Origin of the sequence: Tsuneonella deserti (assembly GCF_014644315.1) — a bacterium.
GTDB classification, from domain to species: Bacteria; Pseudomonadota; Alphaproteobacteria; order Sphingomonadales; family Sphingomonadaceae; genus Tsuneonella; species Tsuneonella deserti.
In genome coordinates, this window is sequence record NZ_BMKL01000001.1 from 2,302,852 (window position 1) to 2,322,931 (window position 20,080).

Sequence of the window (20,080 nt, forward strand, 5' to 3'; positions counted from 1 at the left end):
CGCCCGCGGACCCGGCGCGCTGTTTGTGCGTTGCACAAGATTCCGAACATGGGCACGATGCCATACCGCGCGCCCGAAAGGCGCTCTGCCGAGGAAACCGAATTGCTCTACCAGGCATACGAAATGCACCGGACATGGCTCAACGGCGCAAGCGCGTGGGCCTCGATCACCGCGGAATTCCTGTCCAATCCGCGCTATCCGGCAGGTTATCTCGGCATCGGCCCTGCCGCCGCGAGCGCGCTCGAAGTATTCGCCCATGCCGCGCAGAGCCGCGGCAAGCCCGCCTTCGGCATCGAGACGGTGACCGTCGGCGGCCGCGAGCGCCCGATTACCGAGACGGCGGCCTACACCAGGCCGTTCGGCGACCTGCGCCGGTTCGTGCGTCAGGGCCTGCCCGCCGACGCTCCCAGGGTGCTGATCGTCGCACCGATGAGCGGCCACTATGCGACGCTGCTTCGCGGCACGGTCGAACGGATGGTGGAAAACGCGGAAGTCTTCATCACCGATTGGGCCGACGCCCGCAGCGTGCCAACTTCGGAGGGCACGTTCGATCTCGACGATTACATCGACTATCTGATCGAATTTCTCGCCTTCATCGGTCCGGACACGCACGTGCTGGCGGTATGCCAGCCTTCGGTGCCGGCGCTGGCTGCGACGGCGGTGATGAATGCCGACAAGCATCCCGCGCGCCCTGCCACTTTGACGATGATGGGCGGCCCGATCGACACCCGCTGCTCGCCCACTTCGGTCAACGACCTCGCGATGGAGCGCCCGATCGCATGGTTCCGTCACAACGTGATCGCAACCGTGCCGGCGCAGTATCCCGGGGCCGGACGCCGGGTCTATCCCGGGTTCCTCCAGCTCGCCGGGTTCATGAGCATGAACCTCGGCAACCACCTGATGAGCCATTACGAGATGTTCAAGCATCTCACCGCGGGTGACGAAGCGAGCGCCGATGCAATGAAGGCGTTTTACGAGGAATACCGCAGCGTGTGCGACATGACCGCCGAGTTCTATCTCCAGACAGTCGAGGAGGTGTTCCAGAAACATTCGCTGCCGAACGGCACCTTCACCCATCGCGGCAAGCCGGTCGACCTCGGCGCGATCCACGACACGGCGATTCTCGCGGTCGAAGGCGAACGCGATGACATCTCGGGCATTGGCCAGACAAAGGCGGCGCTGGACCTCGCCACAGGGTTGGGAAAGGGAAAGAAAGCCTACCTGCTCGCCGAGGGCGCGGGACACTACGGGATTTTCAACGGCAGCCGCTGGCGGGAGAAAGTCGCCCCGGTCGTGGAGAAGTTCATTGCACGGCACGGCGCGGGAAGGCTGCGTGCCGCCGCTTAACCGGCGTTAAGATCGGAACGTAACTTCGTCACGGGGGGTTGGCCGGTTGTAGCGAGGCAACCGAGGACCACTCCTGTGACCGACAATTCCCCACCGGCGGACGACGCGCCGGTCGCCTATTCAAAGACCGCCGATCCGGACCGCGCGCTGCTTGAGGAGGCGGTGACGATCCGCCGTCCGGCAAACGAGCTCTATGCCTTCTGGCGCCAGCAGGAGAACCTCGCAGGCGTGATGGAGAACGTCGTCAGCATCGAAAAGCTCGACGACAAACGCTCGCGCTGGACCGTCAAGGCACCGGCTGGCCGCGAGGTTAGCTGGGAATCGGTTATTACCAACGACATTCCCGACCGCGAGCTTACCTGGCAGTCCGCAGAAGGCGCCGACATCGCCAATTCGGGCCGAGTCCGCTTCGAGGAAGCGGGCGAGCGAGGCACGGTGGTGCGCGCAACCATCGCCTATGATCCGCCCGCCGGGATCGTCGGCCAGCTCGTTGCGAAACTGTTCCAGCGCGAACCACGCATCCAGACCCGGCGCGATCTTCACCGCTTCAAGCAGCTGATGGAAACCGGCGAGATCACCACCAGCGCGCGCACCCGCGCCCAGCGCGAGAACCGCAACGAAGATCAGACCACGACCCGCGAACTCGAGGAGAACCCGGCATGAAGGCGATCACCTGGCACGGGAAGCACGACGTCCGCTGCGAGAGCGTCGACGATCCCGAGATCCTCAATCCGCGCGATGCGATCATCCGCATCACCTCGACCGCGATTTGCGGTTCGGACCTCCACCTCTACGATGGCTACGTCCCGCAGATGATGCCCGGCGACATCCTCGGCCATGAGTTCATGGGCGAAGTGGTCGAGATCGGCGCCAAGAGTACGCTCAAGAAAGGGCAGCGCGTGATCGTGCCGTTCCCGATCGCCTGCGGCCAGTGCTTCCACTGCAGCAAGCAGCAGTATTCGTGCTGCGACAACAGCAATCCCGCCGACAAGATGGACTTCGGGCGCGAGCAGCTCGGCCAGCCGATGGCGGGCATATTCGGCTACAGCCACCTCACCGGCGGCTACGCGGGCGGGCAGGCCGAATACGTGCGGGTGCCCTACAGCGACGTCGGCCCGTTCGTGATCCCCGATGACAGTCTCGAGGACGAAAAGGTCCTGTTCCTGACCGACATCCTGCCCACCGGGTGGATGGCGGCGGAGAACTGCGACATCCAGCCCGGCGATACCGTCGCCGTGTGGGGTTGCGGCCCCGTTGGCCTGTTCGCGGTGCAATCGGCCTTCCTGATGGGCGCTGCCCGCGTCATCGCCATCGATCACTTCCCGCACCGGCTGGAGCTGGCGAAAAAGTTCGGTGCCGAGACGCTCAACTTCGAGGAAACGAAAGTCTACGAAGCGCTGCAGGACATGACGGGGGGCATCGGGCCCGATGCCTCGATCGATTGCGTCGGCCTGGAGCCGCACGGCCTGTACGTTGACAACATCATCGACCAGATCAAGGTCTCGACCTTCCTCGGCACCGACCGCGGACACGTGATCCGGCAGATCATCATGGCCACGCGCAAGGGCGGCCACGTGTCGATCCCCGGCGTCTATGGCGGCTTCATCGACAAGTTCCCGATCGGCGCGATGATGGAAAAGGGGCTGACGGTGAAGACCGGCCAGACTCACGTGCAGAAATACACCCAGCCGCTTTATACCGCGATCGCGGAAGGCAAACTCGACATGACCTTCCTCATCAGCCACCGGATGCCGCTCGAAGCGGGGCCCGAAGGCTTCCAGAAGTTCCACGACGAGCAGGACACCTACACCAAGATTGTCCTCAAGCCGGGGATGAGCGAGGCTAAGCTGGCGGCCTAGGCTTTGCGGGAGAGTTGCGGCGGCCGAACAGCCGCCGCAGCACCCTGCGCGCGAGCAGCAGCAGCCACACGGTAAGGGCGAGCAACCCAATGGCAATCCCCCCGGCCACGTATGGGTGCGCGTAGGTGAGCCACAGCAATCCGGCGCTGGCGATGTCCTCCACTGTCGAGACGGCCACGTTGCTGAACGGCTCGGGGCTGGTGTTGACCACCGCCCGCGCGCCGGCCTTGCCGCCATGCGCCGCGAGCGCCGCCCCTCCGCCGAGCAGGAATGCAATGGCCTGCGTTGCCGGATCGCTCGGATCGACGATTGCCAGCGCGAGAAGCGCACCGCCGATCGGCCTTACGAAGGTATGCACCGCGTCCCAGGCACTATCGAGCCAGGCGACCTTGTCCGCGAACAGTTCCGCGACCGCCGCCAGCGCCGCGATGCCCATGACCCACGGGTTCGCCAGCGCGTCCAGCGCGTGCAGGTGATCGGGTAGCGGCAGCGCGCCGAGCCGCATCGCCAGACCGGTCGCGAAAACCGCCAGGTACAAACGCCAGCCGGCGAGTAAACTGACACTGCCGGCGAGCCCGAGAACTTCGACTATGCCCATCGCGCCTCTCCTTTGCGCGGTTCAACGCACAGGTGCCCGTTTAGGCCCCGCGGGCCGACGCTCAGCGCCGGTCGAGTTCAGGGTCGGGCTGTTGGTCGCCTTCGAGCTGAACACCGAAGCTGTTCAGCATCATGGACACCTGGGTGTACTGGCCCACCGTGAAGACCAGATCCATCCGGCCCTTGTCGCCCAGCTCCGCGAGGGCGGCCCAGGTCGAATCCGCGACGAACTGGTCGTGGTGGAGCTGGTCGCAGGCGGTCAGGATCGCGTGCTCCAGCGCGCTCCACTGACCGGCGCCCGGCCCGGCCTTGAGCGCCTCGATCTCCTCGCGCGAGATGCCGGAGCGGAGGCCAATGGCGCTGTGCTGGGCGAACTCATAGCCCGAACCGCAGTTGAAGCCGGTCCGCAGGATCGCGAGCTCGCGCTGGCGCGGAGTGAGCGCGTTCCTGCGCGAGAGCACGTAATTGCCCCAGCCGAGGAAAGCGGCGAGCGCATCCGGGGCATGGGCCAGGGTGAGGAAGATGTTGAGCGGCTCGGCGCCCTCGCGCATCACCGGCGCCAGCGCCTCGACCTGCTCATTATCGAGCATTGCCGGGTCCAGCGGGGCGATGCGCGGGGCGCGGAGCCGCATTTTTACAACGGCCTCAAGCAGCGGAGCGATAGGCCCACGATCAAAGCACTTCGAACAGGCCAGCCGCGCCCTGGCCGCCGCCGATGCACATCGTCACGACGACATACTTCACGCCGCGGCGCTTGCCTTCGATCAGCGCGTGGCCGACGCAGCGCGCACCGGTCATGCCGAACGGATGGCCGATCGACACCGAGCCGCCGTTGACGTTCAGGCGATCGTTGGGGATGCCGAGCTTGTCGCGGCAGTAGATCACCTGGACCGCGAACGCCTCGTTCAGCTCCCACAGGCCGATGTCGTCTATCTTGAGGTCGAACCGCTGCAGCAGCTTGGGGATCGCGAAGACCGGGCCGATGCCCATCTCGTCGGGCTTGGTGCCCGCCACCGCCATGCCGACGTAGCGGCCCATCGGGGTGAGCCCGCGCGCCTTGGCGACTTCGGCTTCCATCAGCACCGAGGCGGCGGAGCCGTCGGCGAGCTGGCTGGCGTTGCCGGCGGTGATCGTGTGGCCTTCGCCCATCACCGGCTTCAGGTTCTGGAGCCCTTCGAGCGTGGTGTCGGGCCGGTTGCAGTCGTCCATCGAGATGGTGACTTCCTTCTGGCTCGTCTCGCCGGTCGCTTTGTCGGTCACGTTCATCGTCGCGGTGACGGGGATGATCTCGTCGTCGAGCTTGCCCGAGGCCTGCGCGGCAGCGGTGCGCTTCTGCGATTCGAGACTGTACTCGTCCTGCGCCTCGCGGCTGATGTTGTAGCGCTTGGCGACCACTTCGGCGGTGCCGATCATCGGCATGTAGATGTCCGGGTGCAGCTTGAGCAGCGCCTCGCTCGGCACCAGCTTGCCGCCGCCCGCGGCCATGCCGCTGATCGATTCCAGGCCGCCCGCAACGCAGATGTCCATCCGGTCGACGATGATCTGCTTGGCCGCGGTGGCGATGCTCATCAGGCCGCTCGAGCACTGACGGTCCATCGTCATGCCCGGGACGCTGTCGGGGAAGCCCGCCATGAGAGCGATCTGGCGGCCGACGTTCATGCCCTGCATGCCCTGTTGGCTGGCGCAGCCCATGATCACGTCGTCGATCTCGGCGCCCTTGAGTCCGGCACGCTCGGCGGCGGCCTTGACCGAGAACGCGCCCAGCTCGACCGCGTGGGTGGCATTGAACGCGCCGCGCCCGGCCTTGGCGAGCGGGGTGCGGGCGGTGGAGACGATGACTGCGTCACGCATGGGAAATGTCCTGCTTGGGTATGGAAAATCGGATCAGACGAAGAACTGCATGATCCACTCGGTGATCAGCGCGGGCTTGTCCTCGCCCTCGATCTCGATGGTGATCTCGTGAGTCTGCTGCCACTGGCCAGGGCGCTTTTCCTCGAGCTCCAGGAGCTTCCAGTGGCCGCGGATGCGCTTGCCGCTGCGGACGGGCGAAATAAAGCGGGTTTTGTTGCCGCCATAGTTCACGCCCATCTTCACGCCGTCGACCTTGGGCAGGTCCGAGTTGGCGGAAAGGTACGGGATCATCGACAGCGTGAGGAAGCCGTGGGCGATCGTGCCGCCGAACGGGGTCAACTTGGCCTTGTCGGGATCGATATGGATGAACTGGTGATCGCCGGTCGCCTCGGCGAACATGTTGATCCGCTCCTGGCTCATCTCGACCCATTCGCTGGTGCCGATCTGCTGGCCGACCTTGGCCTTTACTTCCTGCGGGGTCATGCGCCTCTCCTGCGTTTGAAACCACGGTATGGCGCAGCTTCATGGCGCATGGAAAAGCCTAGCGCAACGGCGCAGCCTCTGCCGTTACGGCAAGCGGAGCCACGCGCGGGCGAACCCGCTTGCCACGCGGCGAATCGGCCAGCTTGCACCAGGTCCAGAGCGCGCATTGCACGCCCAGCAAAGTCAGGATGAACGGCTGGTAGGCGATGCCCTGGAACAGCGATCCGACCAGATAGACGATCTGCCCGAACTGCAGCGCGCCCGCGAGCGGCGCCTGCCATTGCTCATCTGCCCCCGCGCGTTTTCTCCAACGGCGCCGGATGCGCTCCATCTGCCATAGGCCCAACCCGTGGATCCACAGCCACAGCATGAGCCCGGGCCAGCCCTGCTCGCCGAGCATCTCGAACACTGCCGAATGGTAGGCGCGCGCCTTGTCGGTGTGGTCCTCGTACCGGACCGCGCTGGTATTGCCGCCATCCGCGGTGCGCACCGGCAGCTTGTAGCTGAACGAATTGCCGCGGTAGGCATCGAAGCCCCCGCCCATCGGGTGGCTGTTGGCGTAATCGATGGTCCATTCCCACACCGCGACGCGGGTGGAGGCGGACCTGTCCTCGTCGTGAGTTTCGAGCGTCCCCATCCGCTCGTAGTAGCTCTGGGGCAGGAACGGCAGCGCCATCAGGCCGAGCATCGCCGCGCCGCCGATGTACAGGAAGCGGCGCTTGACGTCGCGCAGCATGAGCACGCCGAGGACGGCAAGGCATAGCAAGCCGGTGCGCGCCTCGGTCCCGATGGGAATGAGGACGCACGAAAAGATCAGCGCATAACCGAACAGCTTCACCCGCCAGTCGGGCGGAAAGACGGTGCCGTGCTTCATTGCCCACAGGATCAGGGGGATGATCGCGATGGCGACCGTAGCAATGGTCGAGCTTTCGTACATGCCGGTGTTGTTCTGCACGAAGAGGTACAGCACGCCGTAGCCGCCGCCGCCGGTCGCGGTCTTGATCCCGCCGTCGATCACGATCGCGCCCGCGGTGAGCACCATCGTCAGCACCACCGCCTCGAATCGCAGGCGGGTCGTCAGGGTCAGCGGCAGGAAGATTGCAAAGACCAGTGCTTTCCACACCCACTCCCACTTCATCGCAGCCGCTGCGGGGAAATCGGCGTTGGCGGTCGTCACCGCGCACCAGGCGAGCAGGATCGTCAGCAGGACCTGGCGAAAACCGAAGCGCGCGCCGTGCTTGGGATCGGCCAGCAGCCAGCCGCCGAATGCGGCGCAGAAGGCGATCAGCGAGACAGGCAGCGCGGCGACGAAGCGCCAGCCGATGTCCTGCGGCGCGAGCGTATCGATATAGATGTAGGTCAGCACCCACAGGAACGGCCGGCGCAATCCCAGCGCGAGGAACGCCGCGATGAACAGGAACAGGCCGAGGTCGATCACGGCTCCATCGGCTCCTGCCCGGCGGGCGGATCGCGGTCGAGATCGTCGCGGCTCATCAGCCGCACCGCCATCAGCAGCAACAGTCCGTGAGTGAGGGCCAGGGAGAACAGGTCGATCATGCGCCCGTCTGCGCTACACCCACGCGGTTGACGCGCCGTTAAGCCTATCGTGAGACAAGCTGACGGCATGACCCGCGTGCTGCACGTCCTCGACCATTCGCTGCCGCTCCATAGCGGCTATACCTTCCGCACCCGCGCGATCATGACCGCCCAGGCGGCATCCGGGCTGGATGTGCGGGGGATAACCGGACAGCGCCATGCGGCGGACGGGCCGGTGGCCGAAGCGGTCGACGGCCTGTTGTTCCACCGCACGCCAGGCGCCGCCAGCGGCCCGGCGGGGCTGCGCGAGTGGCGGGAGATCGCCCGCCTGGCCGGAAGCATCGAGAAACTCGCCGCCGAATGGCGACCTGACGTGCTCCACGCGCACTCCCCGGCCTTGTGCGGACATGCCGCCCTCCGCGCCGGCCGTGCGCTCGGCATCCCGGTGGTCTATGAAATTCGCGCCTTCTGGGAAGACGCTGCGGTGGGCAACGGCACGGGGCGTGCCGGATCGGTCAAGTACCGTCTCACCCGCGCACTCGAGGACCGGGTCGTGTCCGAGGCCGACGCCGTGTTCACGATCTGCAACGGCCTGCGCGACGATCTGATCGGGCGCGGCCATTGCGCGGGAAAAATCGGCCTGTCGCCCAACGGCGTGGACCTCTCGCTGTTCGGCGATCCACCTCCGCGGGATGATGGGCTGGCGGACAGCCTGGGCATCGGCAACGGTCCCGTGATCGGCTTCATCGGCAGTTTCTACGATTATGAAGGGCTGGACGATCTCATAGCCGCCTTGCCGGAGCTGCGCTCGCGTCATCCCGGCGCATCGCTGCTGCTCGTGGGCGGAGGACCGGTGGAAGCGGCCTTGCGCGCGCAGGCAGCCGCCTCTCCGGCAGGCGAGGCCGTGCGTTTCACGGGCCGCGTGCCGCATGGCGAGGTCGAGCGGTACTACTCGCTGATCGACGTCCTGGCATATCCGCGCAAGGCCAGCCGGCTGACCGAACTGGTCACCCCCCTGAAGCCTCTGGAAGCAATGGCGCAAGGAAGGATCGTCGCGGCCAGCGACGTGGGCGGCCACCGCGAACTGATCGAGGACGGCGCCACTGGCGCGCTCTTCCCGCCTGACGACCCGGCAGCCTGTGCCGCCGCGCTCGCCGATCTGGTTGATGCCCGTCCCGACTGGCCCGCCATGCGCGAGCGGGCCCGCAGCCACGTCGAGGGCAGGCACGACTGGGCCAGGAATATTCGTCGTTATCAGGACGTTTACCACCACCTGATAGGCCGGGGCACGAACCGGGAGCTGTCCGCCGCCGCCTGAGCGCGGCCGGGCCTCGAAAGCTCTCGCGGCAACGGGGTTACAGTGTGAGCGACAAGCCCAATCGAAAGAAGGCCAGCCAGCCTCCGGTAAGCGCGCATCCGGCGTTCCCGGTGATCATCGCAGTGTGGTTCGCCGCGCTGCTGGGAATCGGCAGCCTCGTCCTGCCGATCGGCCTGTTCGAACGTTATGCCGCGGCTATCGGCCTGGCAGACGCATTCGAAGCGGCTCGCCCACCGTTCGGAATGACGGCACGCGCAATCATCGCGCTGGTCGCTGCGTCCCTGGGCGCGCTTCTCGGTATCTTCCTCGCACGCAGGGTTGCTGCTGCGAACGCACCCCGCTCGATCGACGAGGCAGATCCGACACCAGCTTATGCCGCAGACCTGCAGGCCAAGCGGCCCATTTCGGCGCATGAGGAACTATTCGACGGCGGTCTGGACGCGGACGAGCTCCCGCAGGTCTGGCACGACTCCGGCCTGCTCCGGAGGCGGGCCCGAGCGGCTGCCGGCCTCGAGGATGTCGACGAACCCGCGCCAGCCGCATCGCCTGCGCCCGAGGGACTGGAAGTGGCCGACGAGCCGCTCGACCTGTCGGCCTTCAGTGAGCCGGAAGTTGCGGCCCTTCCGGACGAAAGCGTTGCCATGGCCGAACCGGAGCAGGAAATGCCGAACGCCGGGACGGACATCGTTCGCGACGCCCCTGCACTTGCAGGAAGGCCGCTGGGCGAGCTGGGAATGGTCGAGCTGGTCGAGCGGTTCGCGATGGCTCTCCAGCGCCACCGCGAGGTAGCCGACTCCGCGACTGCCGACGTCATGACAGCATCCGCCCCCGCCCCGGCGATCATGCGTGAATGGAACTTCGAGGAGGGCTTCGACCATGATTGGGACGAAGCGAATCCGCTGCCCGATCTGGACCTTCCCTCATCCCTGTCGGTGCCGGACGCGCCCCGCCAGCCGCTCACGCAGGAGCCGGATGAACATTTCGGCGACGACATGGAGGATGACGACAGCACTGCCGAATATCCGTCGTTGCTCGCCATGAAGAGCCCCGTGGGCCTGTCGCGCCAACCGGTCCGCATCGCCGACGATGACGCCGATGCAGTCGACGAGCCGGTCGTGGTGTTTCCCGCCCAGGGCAACCGGAGCACGGCGCCCGCGTCCGATAGCGACGAGGTTGGCGCACCCGCGCCTCGCCCACTCGATGCGCGCCTGGCTCGAGCGCAGGCGGCAGCACGCGCCTATGCCGCCCGAAGCCATGCGGCGCCCACGCCCGGACGGAGTGGCAACCCCAATGAACAGGCCCTTCGCGCGGCGCTGGAAAAGCTGCAGAAATTGAGCGGGGCTGCCTGACCGCGCCCTCGGGCCGAAAGCCGCGCTTTAGCCGGCTCAATCCCCGGCGCGATTGATAAAGCTGCTCCGTTTCGCCAGAAAACCCGTCCGCGATAGTTTTGCTGCGTCCGGTGGCAGGGTGAATCGCGCTTCGTTGCCGAAGCGCCCGGTTTGGCGCGCGTGCGGCAAGTCGGGATGGGTCAGGTTCGATGGATTTTCCGCGCCCCCAGGGGCTGTACGACCAGCGTAACGAGCACGATTCGTGCGGCGTCGGGCTGCTGGCGCACATCAAGGGCGAGAAAAGCCACGAGATCGTCGCCCGCGCGCTCGAAATTCTGGCCAACCTCGATCACCGCGGCGCGGTCGGCGCCGATCCGCTGCTGGGCGACGGCGCGGGCATCCTGATCCAGATCCCCGACCCGCTGTTCCGCAAGTGGGCCGGCGACAACGGCCACGAGCTTCCGCCGCAGGGCGAATACGCCGTCGCCCAGTGCATGATGCCGCAGTCGGACGCTGCCCGGCAGCATGTCACGCAGCAATTCGAGCGCTTCATTCACAAGGAAGGCCAGCGCCTCGTCGGCTGGCGCGACGTGCCGACGACCCTCGACGGACTGGGGCGCGCGGTGGTCGAGCGGATGCCGGTCATGCGCCAGTGCGTCATCGCCCGCGGGCCCAATTGCGCCGACCAGGATGCTTTCGAGCGCAAGCTGATCGTCATTCGCAAGCAGACGCAGAACCCCTTGCGCAGGCAGGAGGAAAAGCTCGGCATCGCCGGGCTGACCCAGCTCTACATCCCGAGCTTTTCCAGCCGAACGATCGTCTACAAGGGGCTGCTGCTGGCGAACCAGGTGGGCAGCTTCTACGACGACCTGCGCGATCCCGATTGCGTTTCGGCCCTCGGCCTCGTCCACCAGCGCTTCTCCACCAACACCTTCCCCAGCTGGCGCCTCGCCCACCCCTATCGCTTCGTCGCGCACAACGGCGAGATCAACACGGTGCGCGGCAACGTGAACTGGATGAACGCCCGCCGCCGCACGATGGAATCCCCGCTGCTGGGCGCCGATCTCGACAAGCTGTGGCCGATCATCCCGCACGGGCAGAGCGATACCGCCTGCCTCGACAACGCGCTCGAACTCCTGCTGCTCGGCGGATACGACCTGGCCCACGCGATGATGATGCTCATGCCCGAAGCGTGGGCGAAGAACCCGCTGATGGATCCGGCCCGGCGCGCGTTCTACGAATACCACGCCGCGCTGATGGAGCCGTGGGACGGCCCGGCGGCGGTGTGTTTCACAGACGGCCGCCAGATCGGAGCCACGCTCGACCGCAACGGCCTGCGCCCCGCGCGCTACTGCGTGACGAAGGACGATCTCATCTGTCTCGCGTCGGAAAGCGGCGTGCTGCCGTTCGCGGAAGAGGACATCGTCCGCAAGTGGCGCCTGCAGCCAGGGCGAATGCTGCTGGTGGACCTGGAGCAGGGCCGCATTATCGAGGACGAGGAGCTCAAGGCCAGCCTCGCCGCCGCGCACCCTTACGCCAGGTGGCTCAAGGCGGCGCAGTACAAGCTGGAAGACCTCGATCACATCGAGCCGGAGCTTTCCGCCGTTCCCGCTCCGACGACCGACCTGCTCGAGCGCCAGCAGGCGTTCGGCTACACGCAGGAAGACGTATCGAAGTTCCTCGAGCCGATGGCGCAGGCGGGCGACGATCCGATCGGTTCGATGGGCACCGATACGCCCATCGCGGTGCTGTCCAATCGGCCGCGGCTGCTGTTCGACTACTTCAAGCAGAACTTCGCGCAGGTCACCAATCCGCCGATCGATCCGATCCGCGAGGAACTGGTGATGAGCCTGACCAGCATGGTCGGCCCGCGCCCCAACCTGCTCGGGCGGGACGCCGGCACGCACAAGCGGCTGGAGGTGTCCCAACCGATCCTCACCAATCAGGATCTCGCCAAGATCCGCTCCGTGGAAGCGGCGCTCGACGGCGCATTCCGCTGCGAGACGATCGACATCTGCTGGGACGCCAGCGCAGGCGCCGAAGGGCTCGAGCTCGCGATCAAGGAGATGTGCTGGGCCGCCACCGAAGCGGTGCTGCAGGACCACAACATCCTCGTCCTGTCCGATCGCGCCCAGAGCGAGGATCGCATTCCCATCCCCGCGCTGTTGGCGACCGCCGCGGTGCACCATCACCTCGTCCGGCAGGGCTTGCGCATGCAGACCGGCCTCGTCGTCGAGACGGGCGAAGCGCGCGAGGTGCACCACTTCTGCGTACTCGCCGGATACGGGGCGGAGGCGATCAACCCCTACGTCGCTTTCGAGACGCTCGAGGAAATCCGCCAGACGCGCCTGCCCCACCTGACCGGCGCGGAAGTCGAGAAGAATTACGTCAAGGCGATCGGCAAGGGCATTTTGAAGGTGATGTCCAAGATGGGCATCTCGACCTACCAGTCGTATTGCGGGGCACAGATCTTCGACGCGGTCGGCCTGTCGAGCGCGTTCGTCGACAAGTACTTCACCGGCACCGCCACCACGATCGAGGGCATCGGCCTCACCGAAGTGGCCGAGGAGGCGGTGCGCCGTCACGCCGCTGCTTACGGCGACAATCCGGTGCTTGAGCACATGCTCGATGTCGGCGGCGTCTACCAGTTCCGCATCCGGGGCGAAGACCATGCGTGGACGCCTTCCACGGTCGCCGACCTGCAGCACGCGGTCCGCGGCAACAGCAAGGAACGCTACGACGAGTTCGCCGCAGGCATCAACGCGCAGTCCGAGCGCCTGCTGACTATCCGCGGGCTGATGGAGTTGAAGCCTGCCGAGACGCCCGTACCGCTCGATGAAGTCGAGCCGGCAGCCGAGATCGTCAAGCGCTTCAGCACGGGCGCCATGAGCTTCGGTTCGATCTCCAGGGAGGCGCACACGACCCTGGCGATCGCAATGAACCGCATCGGCGGCCGCTCGAACACCGGCGAAGGTGGCGAGGAGGCCGACCGGTTCAAGCCGCTTCCCAACGGCGACACCATGCGCTCGAAGATCAAGCAGGTTGCCAGCGGACGGTTCGGGGTGACCACCGAGTACCTCGTCAACTCGGACGACATCCAGATCAAGATGGCCCAGGGCGCCAAGCCCGGCGAGGGCGGCCAGCTTCCCGGCCACAAGGTCGACAAGGTCATCGGCCGGGTGCGCCATTCGACGCCCGGAGTGGGCCTCATCAGTCCGCCGCCGCACCACGACATCTACTCCATCGAAGACCTCGCGCAGCTCATCCACGACCTCAAGAACGTGAACCCGGTCGCGCGCATCTCGGTCAAGCTGGTGAGCGAAGTGGGCGTCGGCACGGTCGCCGCGGGCGTCGCCAAGTGCAAGGCGGACCACGTCACCATCTCGGGCTATGAAGGCGGCACGGGGGCGAGTCCGCTGACTTCGCTGACCCACGCGGGCAGCCCGTGGGAAATCGGCCTGGCCGAAACCCAGCAGACGTTGCTTCTCAACGGTCTTCGCAGCCGGATCGCGGTGCAGGTCGATGGCGGCCTGCGCACGGGCCGCGACGTCGCGGTGGGCGCGCTTCTCGGCGCCGACGAGTTCGGCTTCGCCACCGCACCGCTGATCGCGGCCGGCTGCATCATGATGCGGAAATGCCATCTGAACACCTGCCCGGTCGGTGTTGCGACGCAGGACCCGGTGCTGCGCAAGCGGTTCGCCGGCACGCCCGAGCACGTGATCAACTACTTCTTCTTCGTCGCCGAAGAATTGCGCGTGATCATGGCCGGGATGGGCTTCCGCACAGTGCAGGACATGGTTGGCCGGGTCGACCGGATCGACACCAGGCGCGCCCTGCACCACTGGAAGGCGCAGCAGGTGGATCTAACCCGCGTTCTCCACACCGTCGCGCCGTGGGAAGGACAGACCACGTTCCATTCTGATGAGCAGGACCATGCGCTCGGCGGCGCGCTGGACAACGAGCTCATCGCCTCCTGCCGCCCGGCGATCGATGGGGGCGAGCGGGTTCATCTCAGTTTGCCGATCCGCAACGCCAACCGCGCGACCGGGGCTATGCTGTCGGGCGAGATCGCGAAGGCGCACGGCCATCGCGGGCTCAAGCCGGACACGATTAGGATCGATTTCACCGGCGTGGCGGGCCAGAGCTTCGGCGCGTGGCTGGCGCATGGGGTGACCTTGAGCCTGACGGGTGATGCCAACGACTACGTCGGCAAGGGCCTGTCGGGAGGGCGCATCGTCGTCCGCCAGCCTGACGGGGTGGCGCGCGATCCGGGCCGCAACATCATTGTCGGCAACACCGTCCTCTACGGAGCCATCGCGGGCGAAGCCTATTTCAACGGCGTCGCGGGCGAGCGGTTCGCGGTGCGCAACTCGGGCGCCGTGGCGGTGGTCGAAGGTTGCGGCGACCACGGCTGCGAGTACATGACCGGCGGCGCGGTGGTGATCCTCGGGCCCACCGGACGGAACTTCGCGGCGGGAATGAGCGGCGGCATCGCCTACGTCTACGACGAACACGGCAGCTTCGAGAATCTGTGCAACCTGGCCCAGGTGGAGCTTTCGCCGGTCGATCCCGAACGCGATGCCGAGGACGGAACCGGCCGTCCGCTCCAGCGCGCGCGGGGGGTGGACGACGCCGGGCTTGGCGACATGCTGCGCCACGATGCCGAGCGGTTGCGCGTGCTTATCGAACGGCACAAGCTGCATACGGGCAGCGCGAAAGCCGGTGCCATTCTGGACGACTGGGACAACGCGGTCCGGCGCTTCGTTAAGGTGATGCCGACCGATTACGCGCGGGCGCTGCGCCAGCTCGAGGCCGAACGCGAGGAGGCCGCCAGCGTGGCGGCGGAATAGGCGATATGGGCAAGATCACCGGCTTCCTCGAACACGAGCGCAAGGATCGCGGTTATGCCGATCCGCGCGAACGCGTGCGCCATTACAAGGAGTTCATCGTCCCCCATCCCGAGCCCGACCTGCGCCTGCAGGCGGCCCGGTGCATGGATTGCGGGATCCCGTTTTGCCACACCGGCTGCCCGGTCAACAACCTGATCCCGGACTGGAACCACCTCGTCTACGAGGCCGATTGGAAGGATGCGCTCGACAGCCTCCATTCGACCAACAACTTCCCGGAGTTCACCGGCCGCATCTGCCCCGCCCCGTGCGAGGCGGCGTGCACGCTGAACATCATCGACCAGCCGGTCACCATCAAGTCGATCGAATGCGCCATCGCCGACCGCGGCTGGCGCGAAGGCTGGATCGTTCCCCAGCCTCCCGAGCACAAGACCGGCAAGCGGGTGGCGATCGTCGGCAGCGGCCCCGCGGGCCTTGCCTGCGCACAGCAACTTGCCCGTGCCGGCCACTCGGTAACGGTGTTCGAGAAGAGCGACCGCGTCGGCGGCCTGCTCCGCTACGGCATTCCCGACTTCAAGATGGAGAAGCACCTCGTCAACCGGCGGGCGGTGCAGATGGAAGCCGAAGGGGTGACCTTCCGCACCTCTACCGAGGTCGGCGTCGACATCTCCTTCGCCTCGCTCAAGGAGAATTTCGACGCGGTGGTCCTGGCGGGGGGCGCGGAAGATCCGCGCCAGCTGCTCATTCCCGGGGCCGAGCTACCCGGCGTGCGCCTGGCGATGGAGTTCCTCACCCAGCAGAACAAGCGCAACGCGGGCGACGACGAAGTGCGCGCCGCGCCGCGCGGCAGTCTCGTCGCGACCGGCAAACGGGTGGTGGTGATCGGCGGCGGCGACACCGGATCGGACTGCGTGGGCACCTCCAACCGGCAGGGCGCCGCGAGCGTCGTCCAGCTCGAGATCATGCCCCGCCCGCCGGAGAAGGAGGACAAGGCGCTCACCTGGCCGCACTGGCCGATGAAGATGCGCACATCGTCGAGCCACGAGGAAGGCGTCGAGCGCGATTGGGCGGTGCTGACCAAGCGCGTGGTGGGAGAAGGCGACACGGTCACCGGCCTCGAGTGCGTCCGCGTCGAATGGCGCGAAGGACGGATGGAGGAAGTCAGGGGCAGCGGGTTCACCATCCCTGCGGACCTGATCCTGCTGGCGATGGGATTCGTCGGCCCGCGCAAGGGCGGCCTTCTCGAACAGGCGCGGGTCGCGCTCGATCCGCGCGGCAATGTCGCGGCCGACACGACCGGCTACGCCACCAGCGAAGACAAGGTGTTCGCCTGCGGCGACATGCGCCGCGGCCAGAGCCTTGTGGTATGGGCAATCCGAGAGGGCCGCCAGACCGCGCGGGCGGTAGACGAGGCCCTGATGGGATCGAGCGAGCTGCCGCGCTAGGTAATGATTGCGCCGGGCCAGGTCAGGCCTGGTCGCGCCCGCGCGCCTGGATCGCCGATCTTCGCGCCTCGACTTCCTCGGGCCGGACGCCCCGGTTCGCCGCGCTCGATCGTGCGTGCTCAAGCGCCAGCCCATCTCCGAAGCTCGCCGCGTAGCCGTCGTCGATCAGCGCCTTGTACCCGGCGAGGAATGCGGGATCGATGCCCGCCATGTCGGACGCCAGCCGCCGCGCCTCGGGCAGGAGTTGCCCGCGCGGGACAACCCGGTTGACGAGCCCCCAGCGCTCGGCGGTGACCGCGTCGATGAAATTGCCGGTGAAGCTCAGTTCCTTGGCGCGGCTGATGCCGATCATCCGGCTAAGCTTCTGCGACAAGCCCCAGCCCGGCACGACCCCGACCCGCGCGTGGGTATCGGCAAAGCGCGCATCCTCGCTCGCGAGCAGCACGTCGCAGGCGAGCGCCACTTCGAAACCCCCGGTAATCGCCACCCCGTTGATCGCCCCGATCACGGGCTTGCGGCAGCTTTCGATCGCCTTGACCGGGTTCTCGTCGGCCCCTTCCGCGTTGGCCGCGCCGAGCGCACCCTCGGTCGATCCCAGCTCCTTGAGGTCGAGCCCGGCGGTAAAGGCGCGGGTGCCGGCCCCGGTCAGGATCACCGCCCGCACCGCCGGATCGGCATCGACGGTGCGCATTACCTCGAACAAGCGGTGACGAAGCGCCTTTGAGAGCGCGTTCATCGCCTCTGGCCGGTTGAGGGTGACGGTGGCGATTCCGTCTGCGATTTCCAGGAGAACGAGGTCGGTCATGACCGCCACGCTACCGCATCACGCGGTGCTTGCAATCGCCCCCGCAACGCGGCTCAATGCGGTCAGAGGAGAACCATCGATGCCCTTCAAACCCTTCGACCTGACCGGCAAGGTCGCGCTCGTCACCGGCGGCAACTCGGGCATCGGCCTCGGCATGGCCCAGGGCCTCGCCGCGGCGGGCGCGTCGGTCGCGATCTGGGGCCGCAACGCCGCCAAGAACGCCGCCGCGCGCGAGACGCTGCTCGCGGAAGGAGGCGCGGTCGAGGCGCTGGAAGTCGATGTGGCGGACGAGCAGGCGGTGGTGGACGCGATGGCCGAAACCCTCGCCCGGCTGGGCCGCATCGACACCTGCATCGCCAACGCGGGGGTCGGCGGCGGGGCGCCGTTGACCGAGCAGACGACCGAAGAGTGGCGACGGGTGACCACGGTTAATCTCGACGCGGTCTTCTGGACGTTTCGCGAAGCGATCCGGCACATGGTCGAACGCTCCGAAAAGGGCAATGCCGGCGGTTCGCTGCTGGTGACGAGCTCGGTTTCCGCCATCGACGGGGCGCCACGCAACCAGGCTTATGCTTCCAGCAAGGCAGGGGTGCTGGCGATGGTGCGCGGAACCGCCGTCGAGTTCGCCCGCTACGGCATCCGCGCCAATGCAATCCTGCCCGGCTGGATCGCGACCGAAATGACCGAGCGCCTGCAATCGTGGGATGCCTTCAACGACAAGGCGATCGGCCGAGTGCCCATGCGCCGCTGGGGCGAAGGCGAGGATTTCGCCGGCATCGCGGTCTATTTCGCCTCCGACGCCAGCCGCTTCCACACCGGCGATTCGGTCATCATCGACGGCGGCTACACGATCTACTGAAGGCTCAGCCCTGCGCGAGCGCAGCGGCTTCGGCCGCGCACGAAGTCGGCGCGGGCAACGAGCCTTTCGCTTCCGCCTGGGCCCTGGCGAGATCCTCGCGGAACGCGGGGTCGGACTGGAGCCGGGCGAACGTCGCGGCGGCGAACACCCTGCCCGCTTCGACATCGCTTTCCCAGTGGACGTTGCACACCCGGCGGCTCTCGCCGAACTCGATGCCGCGACGGGTCAGCGCCGCCGCCTTGTCGGGGAACACCGCGGCGAGCAGCAGCCCCGCGCCGTAGCCGATCGCGCTGTGACCCGAAGGGTAGGAGCCATTGTGCCGCAGCGCTTCTTCCGAAGCCGGGTCGCAGGTCGGCTTGTCGTTGACCGTGAACGGCCGCGCGCGGTTGTAACGCGCCTTCACGCCGCTGGTGGAGGTGCCGAAATCGGCCGTCGCCCGGCGGAGCAGGTGCATGATCGCAGGTGTCGCGGCATCCGATATCGCCACCCCCGCGGTGCACGAGAACGCGCCGTTGACCCCGCCAGGGCCGAGGTTGGCGTCGGCGGCCGAGAGCCGGAAACGCTCCGTCCCGTGGAGCGCCAGGCCCGCCGCGCTCAGCGCCTCGTCGCGCTTCATCGCCTCGCTGCCGGCAGCCGGCGGCGCGCCGACCAGCGTCTCGCCGGCTGGCAAAGGGCCGGGGAAGTACGCGGGCCCCATGTCGAATGCTGCCCGCGCAGAGGGCGTGGCCACGGCGACCGGCGCGCCGGCGCTCTCGGGGGCGGCGGCCGTGCAGCCGGCCACTAGCAGTACGAGCGAGCATGCGAAGATGCGGTTCATGGGCGGGAGGACTCCTGCGGTGGACGGCTGCCGTGCTATCGCGCACGCGCCTGCCCTAAAAGCATTTTCCTACAGCCGCTTGCCCGTGCTTGACCGGCGGGATGGATGGGCATGACGCACGCATCGGCACCCGGCCCGTGGAGGCCCCGCGCGGAAGGTTACACTCCGAAGGGCAGATTTCGGCGCAACTTGCTGATATCACGTCAGAAAAACGCAAGGCCGAGTTTTTACTCGACCCCGGTTCAGTGGTCCACGCGCCAGTCGATCGTGCCCCGTCCGTGGCTTTCGAGAAACGCGTTCGCCCGGCTGAAGGGCCGGGATCCGAAGAAACCGCGATAGGCCGACAGCGGGCTCGGATGGGGACTGCGGATCACGAGGTGCCGGGTATTGCCTTGCAGCGCGGGAATGCGCTTCGCCTTGGCTTGCGCATGGGCGCCCCACAGGATGAACACGCTCGGCTCCGCGCGCTCCGCCACCGCTGCGACACAGGCGTCGGTGATCGCCTCCCACCCTTGGCCCGAGTGACTGCCCGCGCGGCCGCCTTCGACAGTCAGGCTCGTGTTGAGCAGCAACACGCCCTGCCGTGCCCAGTGCGACAGGTCGCCGTGTGCCGGCGGCACGATCCCCAGATCGCTTGCCAGCTCCTTGTAGATGTTCGCCAGGCTGGGCGGCACGGCGACCCCTTCGGGCACCGCGAAACACAGGCCCATCGCCTGGCCCGGTCCATGGTAGGGATCCTGCCCGAGGATGACGACCCGCACGGCTTCGAGCGGAGTCAGTTCGATGGCCTTCAGCCAGTCTTCGCGCGCTGGATAGACCGGCTTGCCCGCGGCTTCCTCGGCCGAAAGCCAGCCGGCGAGCCGCCGCGCCTCGGGCGCGGAGAGCACCGGCTCAAGCACCGCGCGCCAGCTCTGGGGGATCGCCTCGCTGTCCATCCGGGACGGGCTAGGCGTCCCGTGACGCCGCCGCCAGCGCCCCTTTCCCTCTA

At 67.1% G+C, this 20,080-nt stretch carries 17 protein-coding genes; 8 read left to right on the top strand and 9 right to left on the bottom strand.

Going from position 1 to position 20,080, the window contains the following annotated elements; genetic code table 11:
* Positions 1 to 102: 102 nt before the first annotated feature.
* From IEW58_RS11410 to IEW58_RS11420, 3 genes are all read left to right on the top strand, one after another.
* Positions 103 to 1,347, top strand: a complete 1,245-nt coding sequence (locus tag IEW58_RS11410; protein WP_188645797.1) for a polyhydroxyalkanoate depolymerase — start codon at positions 103 to 105, stop codon at positions 1,345 to 1,347.
* A 75-nt stretch (positions 1,348 to 1,422) separates the two neighbouring features.
* Positions 1,423 to 2,010, top strand: coding sequence for an SRPBCC family protein (locus tag IEW58_RS11415; protein ID WP_188645223.1), 588 nt, complete (start codon positions 1,423 to 1,425; stop codon positions 2,008 to 2,010).
* Complete coding sequence (locus IEW58_RS11420; RefSeq protein WP_188645224.1) at positions 2,007 to 3,206, top strand: zinc-dependent alcohol dehydrogenase; 1,200 nt, start codon at positions 2,007 to 2,009, stop codon at positions 3,204 to 3,206. The genes IEW58_RS11415 and IEW58_RS11420 overlap by 4 nt, the downstream gene beginning before the upstream one ends.
* Here the strand turns inward: IEW58_RS11420 and IEW58_RS11425 are convergent.
* The 6 genes from IEW58_RS11425 to IEW58_RS13975 form a co-directional block, all read right to left on the bottom strand.
* On the bottom strand, positions 3,190 to 3,804 hold the full coding sequence (locus tag IEW58_RS11425) for a DUF4126 domain-containing protein (protein WP_188645225.1): 615 nt from the start codon (positions 3,802 to 3,804) through the stop codon (positions 3,190 to 3,192). The genes IEW58_RS11420 and IEW58_RS11425 overlap by 17 nt on opposite strands.
* Positions 3,805 to 3,865: 61 nt before the next feature.
* Positions 3,866 to 4,435, bottom strand: coding sequence for a carboxymuconolactone decarboxylase family protein (locus IEW58_RS11430; RefSeq protein ID WP_188645226.1), 570 nt, complete (start codon positions 4,433 to 4,435; stop codon positions 3,866 to 3,868).
* A 40-nt stretch (positions 4,436 to 4,475) separates the two neighbouring features.
* Positions 4,476 to 5,654, bottom strand: a complete 1,179-nt coding sequence (locus IEW58_RS11435; RefSeq protein WP_188645227.1) for an acetyl-CoA C-acyltransferase — start codon at positions 5,652 to 5,654, stop codon at positions 4,476 to 4,478.
* A gap of 33 nt (positions 5,655 to 5,687) precedes the next feature.
* Positions 5,688 to 6,137, bottom strand: a complete 450-nt coding sequence (locus tag IEW58_RS11440) for a MaoC family dehydratase (protein WP_188645228.1) — start codon at positions 6,135 to 6,137, stop codon at positions 5,688 to 5,690.
* A gap of 58 nt (positions 6,138 to 6,195) precedes the next feature.
* Positions 6,196 to 7,575: a DUF5935 domain-containing protein gene (locus IEW58_RS11445; RefSeq protein ID WP_188645229.1), complete on the bottom strand. Its 1,380-nt coding sequence runs from the start codon at positions 7,573 to 7,575 to the stop codon at positions 6,196 to 6,198.
* Positions 7,572 to 7,694 carry a hypothetical protein gene (locus IEW58_RS13975; protein ID WP_268237114.1) on the bottom strand — a complete coding sequence of 41 codons (123 nt, stop codon included), beginning with the start codon at positions 7,692 to 7,694 and terminating at the stop codon, positions 7,572 to 7,574. Before IEW58_RS13975 ends, IEW58_RS11445 begins: the two co-directional genes overlap by 4 nt.
* Before the next feature lie 67 nt (positions 7,695 to 7,761).
* Between IEW58_RS13975 and IEW58_RS11450 the strand changes: the two genes are divergently transcribed.
* The 4 genes from IEW58_RS11450 (at position 7,762) to IEW58_RS11465 (ending at position 16,611) form a co-directional block, all read left to right on the top strand.
* Positions 7,762 to 8,991 (top strand): TIGR04063 family PEP-CTERM/XrtA system glycosyltransferase, encoded by a 1,230-nt coding sequence (locus tag IEW58_RS11450; protein WP_188645798.1) that lies wholly within the window; start codon positions 7,762 to 7,764, stop codon positions 8,989 to 8,991.
* 44 nt (positions 8,992 to 9,035) lie between these two features.
* Positions 9,036 to 10,340, top strand: coding sequence for a hypothetical protein (locus IEW58_RS11455; protein ID WP_188645230.1), 1,305 nt, complete (start codon positions 9,036 to 9,038; stop codon positions 10,338 to 10,340).
* A gap of 188 nt (positions 10,341 to 10,528) precedes the next feature.
* Positions 10,529 to 15,169, top strand: coding sequence for a glutamate synthase large subunit (gltB, locus tag IEW58_RS11460; RefSeq protein WP_188645231.1), 4,641 nt, complete (start codon positions 10,529 to 10,531; stop codon positions 15,167 to 15,169).
* Between the two features lie 5 nt (positions 15,170 to 15,174).
* Positions 15,175 to 16,611: a glutamate synthase subunit beta gene (locus IEW58_RS11465; RefSeq protein ID WP_188645232.1), complete on the top strand. Its 1,437-nt coding sequence runs from the start codon at positions 15,175 to 15,177 to the stop codon at positions 16,609 to 16,611.
* A gap of 22 nt (positions 16,612 to 16,633) precedes the next feature.
* Here the strand turns inward: IEW58_RS11465 and IEW58_RS11470 are convergent, their stop codons facing one another.
* A complete protein-coding gene (locus tag IEW58_RS11470; RefSeq protein WP_188645233.1) occupies positions 16,634 to 17,416 on the bottom strand; it encodes an enoyl-CoA hydratase in 783 nt (260 codons plus the stop codon).
* A 79-nt stretch (positions 17,417 to 17,495) separates the two neighbouring features.
* Between IEW58_RS11470 and IEW58_RS11475 the strand changes: the two genes are divergently transcribed.
* The gene (locus IEW58_RS11475; RefSeq protein WP_188645234.1) at positions 17,496 to 18,275 is read left to right on the top strand and encodes an SDR family NAD(P)-dependent oxidoreductase; all 780 of its coding nucleotides are present in this window, start codon (positions 17,496 to 17,498) and stop codon (positions 18,273 to 18,275) included.
* Positions 18,276 to 18,279: 4 nt separating this feature from the next.
* Here IEW58_RS11475 and IEW58_RS11480 read toward each other — a convergent pair whose 3' ends face one another.
* Positions 18,280 to 19,092: an acid phosphatase gene (locus IEW58_RS11480; RefSeq protein WP_188645235.1), complete on the bottom strand. Its 813-nt coding sequence runs from the start codon at positions 19,090 to 19,092 to the stop codon at positions 18,280 to 18,282.
* 242 nt (positions 19,093 to 19,334) lie between these two features.
* Positions 19,335 to 20,027 carry a uracil-DNA glycosylase gene (ung, locus tag IEW58_RS11485; RefSeq protein ID WP_188645236.1) on the bottom strand — a complete coding sequence of 231 codons (693 nt, stop codon included), beginning with the start codon at positions 20,025 to 20,027 and terminating at the stop codon, positions 19,335 to 19,337.
* Positions 20,028 to 20,080: the final 53 nt, after the last annotated feature.

Coding starts and splice junctions, on each gene's coding strand:
- IEW58_RS11420 (WP_188645224.1), top strand. CDS start 2,007: ATGAAGGCGATCACCTGGCACGGGAAGCACGACGTCCGCTGCGAGAGC.
- IEW58_RS11425 (WP_188645225.1), bottom strand. CDS start 3,804: ATGGGCATAGTCGAAGTTCTCGGGCTCGCCGGCAGTGTCAGTTTACTC.
- IEW58_RS11430 (WP_188645226.1), bottom strand. CDS start 4,435: ATGCGGCTCCGCGCCCCGCGCATCGCCCCGCTGGACCCGGCAATGCTC.
- IEW58_RS11435 (WP_188645227.1), bottom strand. CDS start 5,654: ATGCGTGACGCAGTCATCGTCTCCACCGCCCGCACCCCGCTCGCCAAG.
- IEW58_RS11440 (WP_188645228.1), bottom strand. CDS start 6,137: ATGACCCCGCAGGAAGTAAAGGCCAAGGTCGGCCAGCAGATCGGCACC.
- IEW58_RS13975 (WP_268237114.1), bottom strand. CDS start 7,694: ATGATCGACCTGTTCTCCCTGGCCCTCACTCACGGACTGTTGCTGCTG.
- IEW58_RS11450 (WP_188645798.1), top strand. CDS start 7,762: ATGACCCGCGTGCTGCACGTCCTCGACCATTCGCTGCCGCTCCATAGC.
- gltB (WP_188645231.1), top strand. CDS start 10,529: ATGGATTTTCCGCGCCCCCAGGGGCTGTACGACCAGCGTAACGAGCAC.
- IEW58_RS11465 (WP_188645232.1), top strand. CDS start 15,175: ATGGGCAAGATCACCGGCTTCCTCGAACACGAGCGCAAGGATCGCGGT.
- IEW58_RS11470 (WP_188645233.1), bottom strand. CDS start 17,416: ATGACCGACCTCGTTCTCCTGGAAATCGCAGACGGAATCGCCACCGTC.
- IEW58_RS11475 (WP_188645234.1), top strand. CDS start 17,496: ATGCCCTTCAAACCCTTCGACCTGACCGGCAAGGTCGCGCTCGTCACC.
- IEW58_RS11480 (WP_188645235.1), bottom strand. CDS start 19,092: ATGAACCGCATCTTCGCATGCTCGCTCGTACTGCTAGTGGCCGGCTGC.
- ung (WP_188645236.1), bottom strand. CDS start 20,027: ATGGACAGCGAGGCGATCCCCCAGAGCTGGCGCGCGGTGCTTGAGCCG.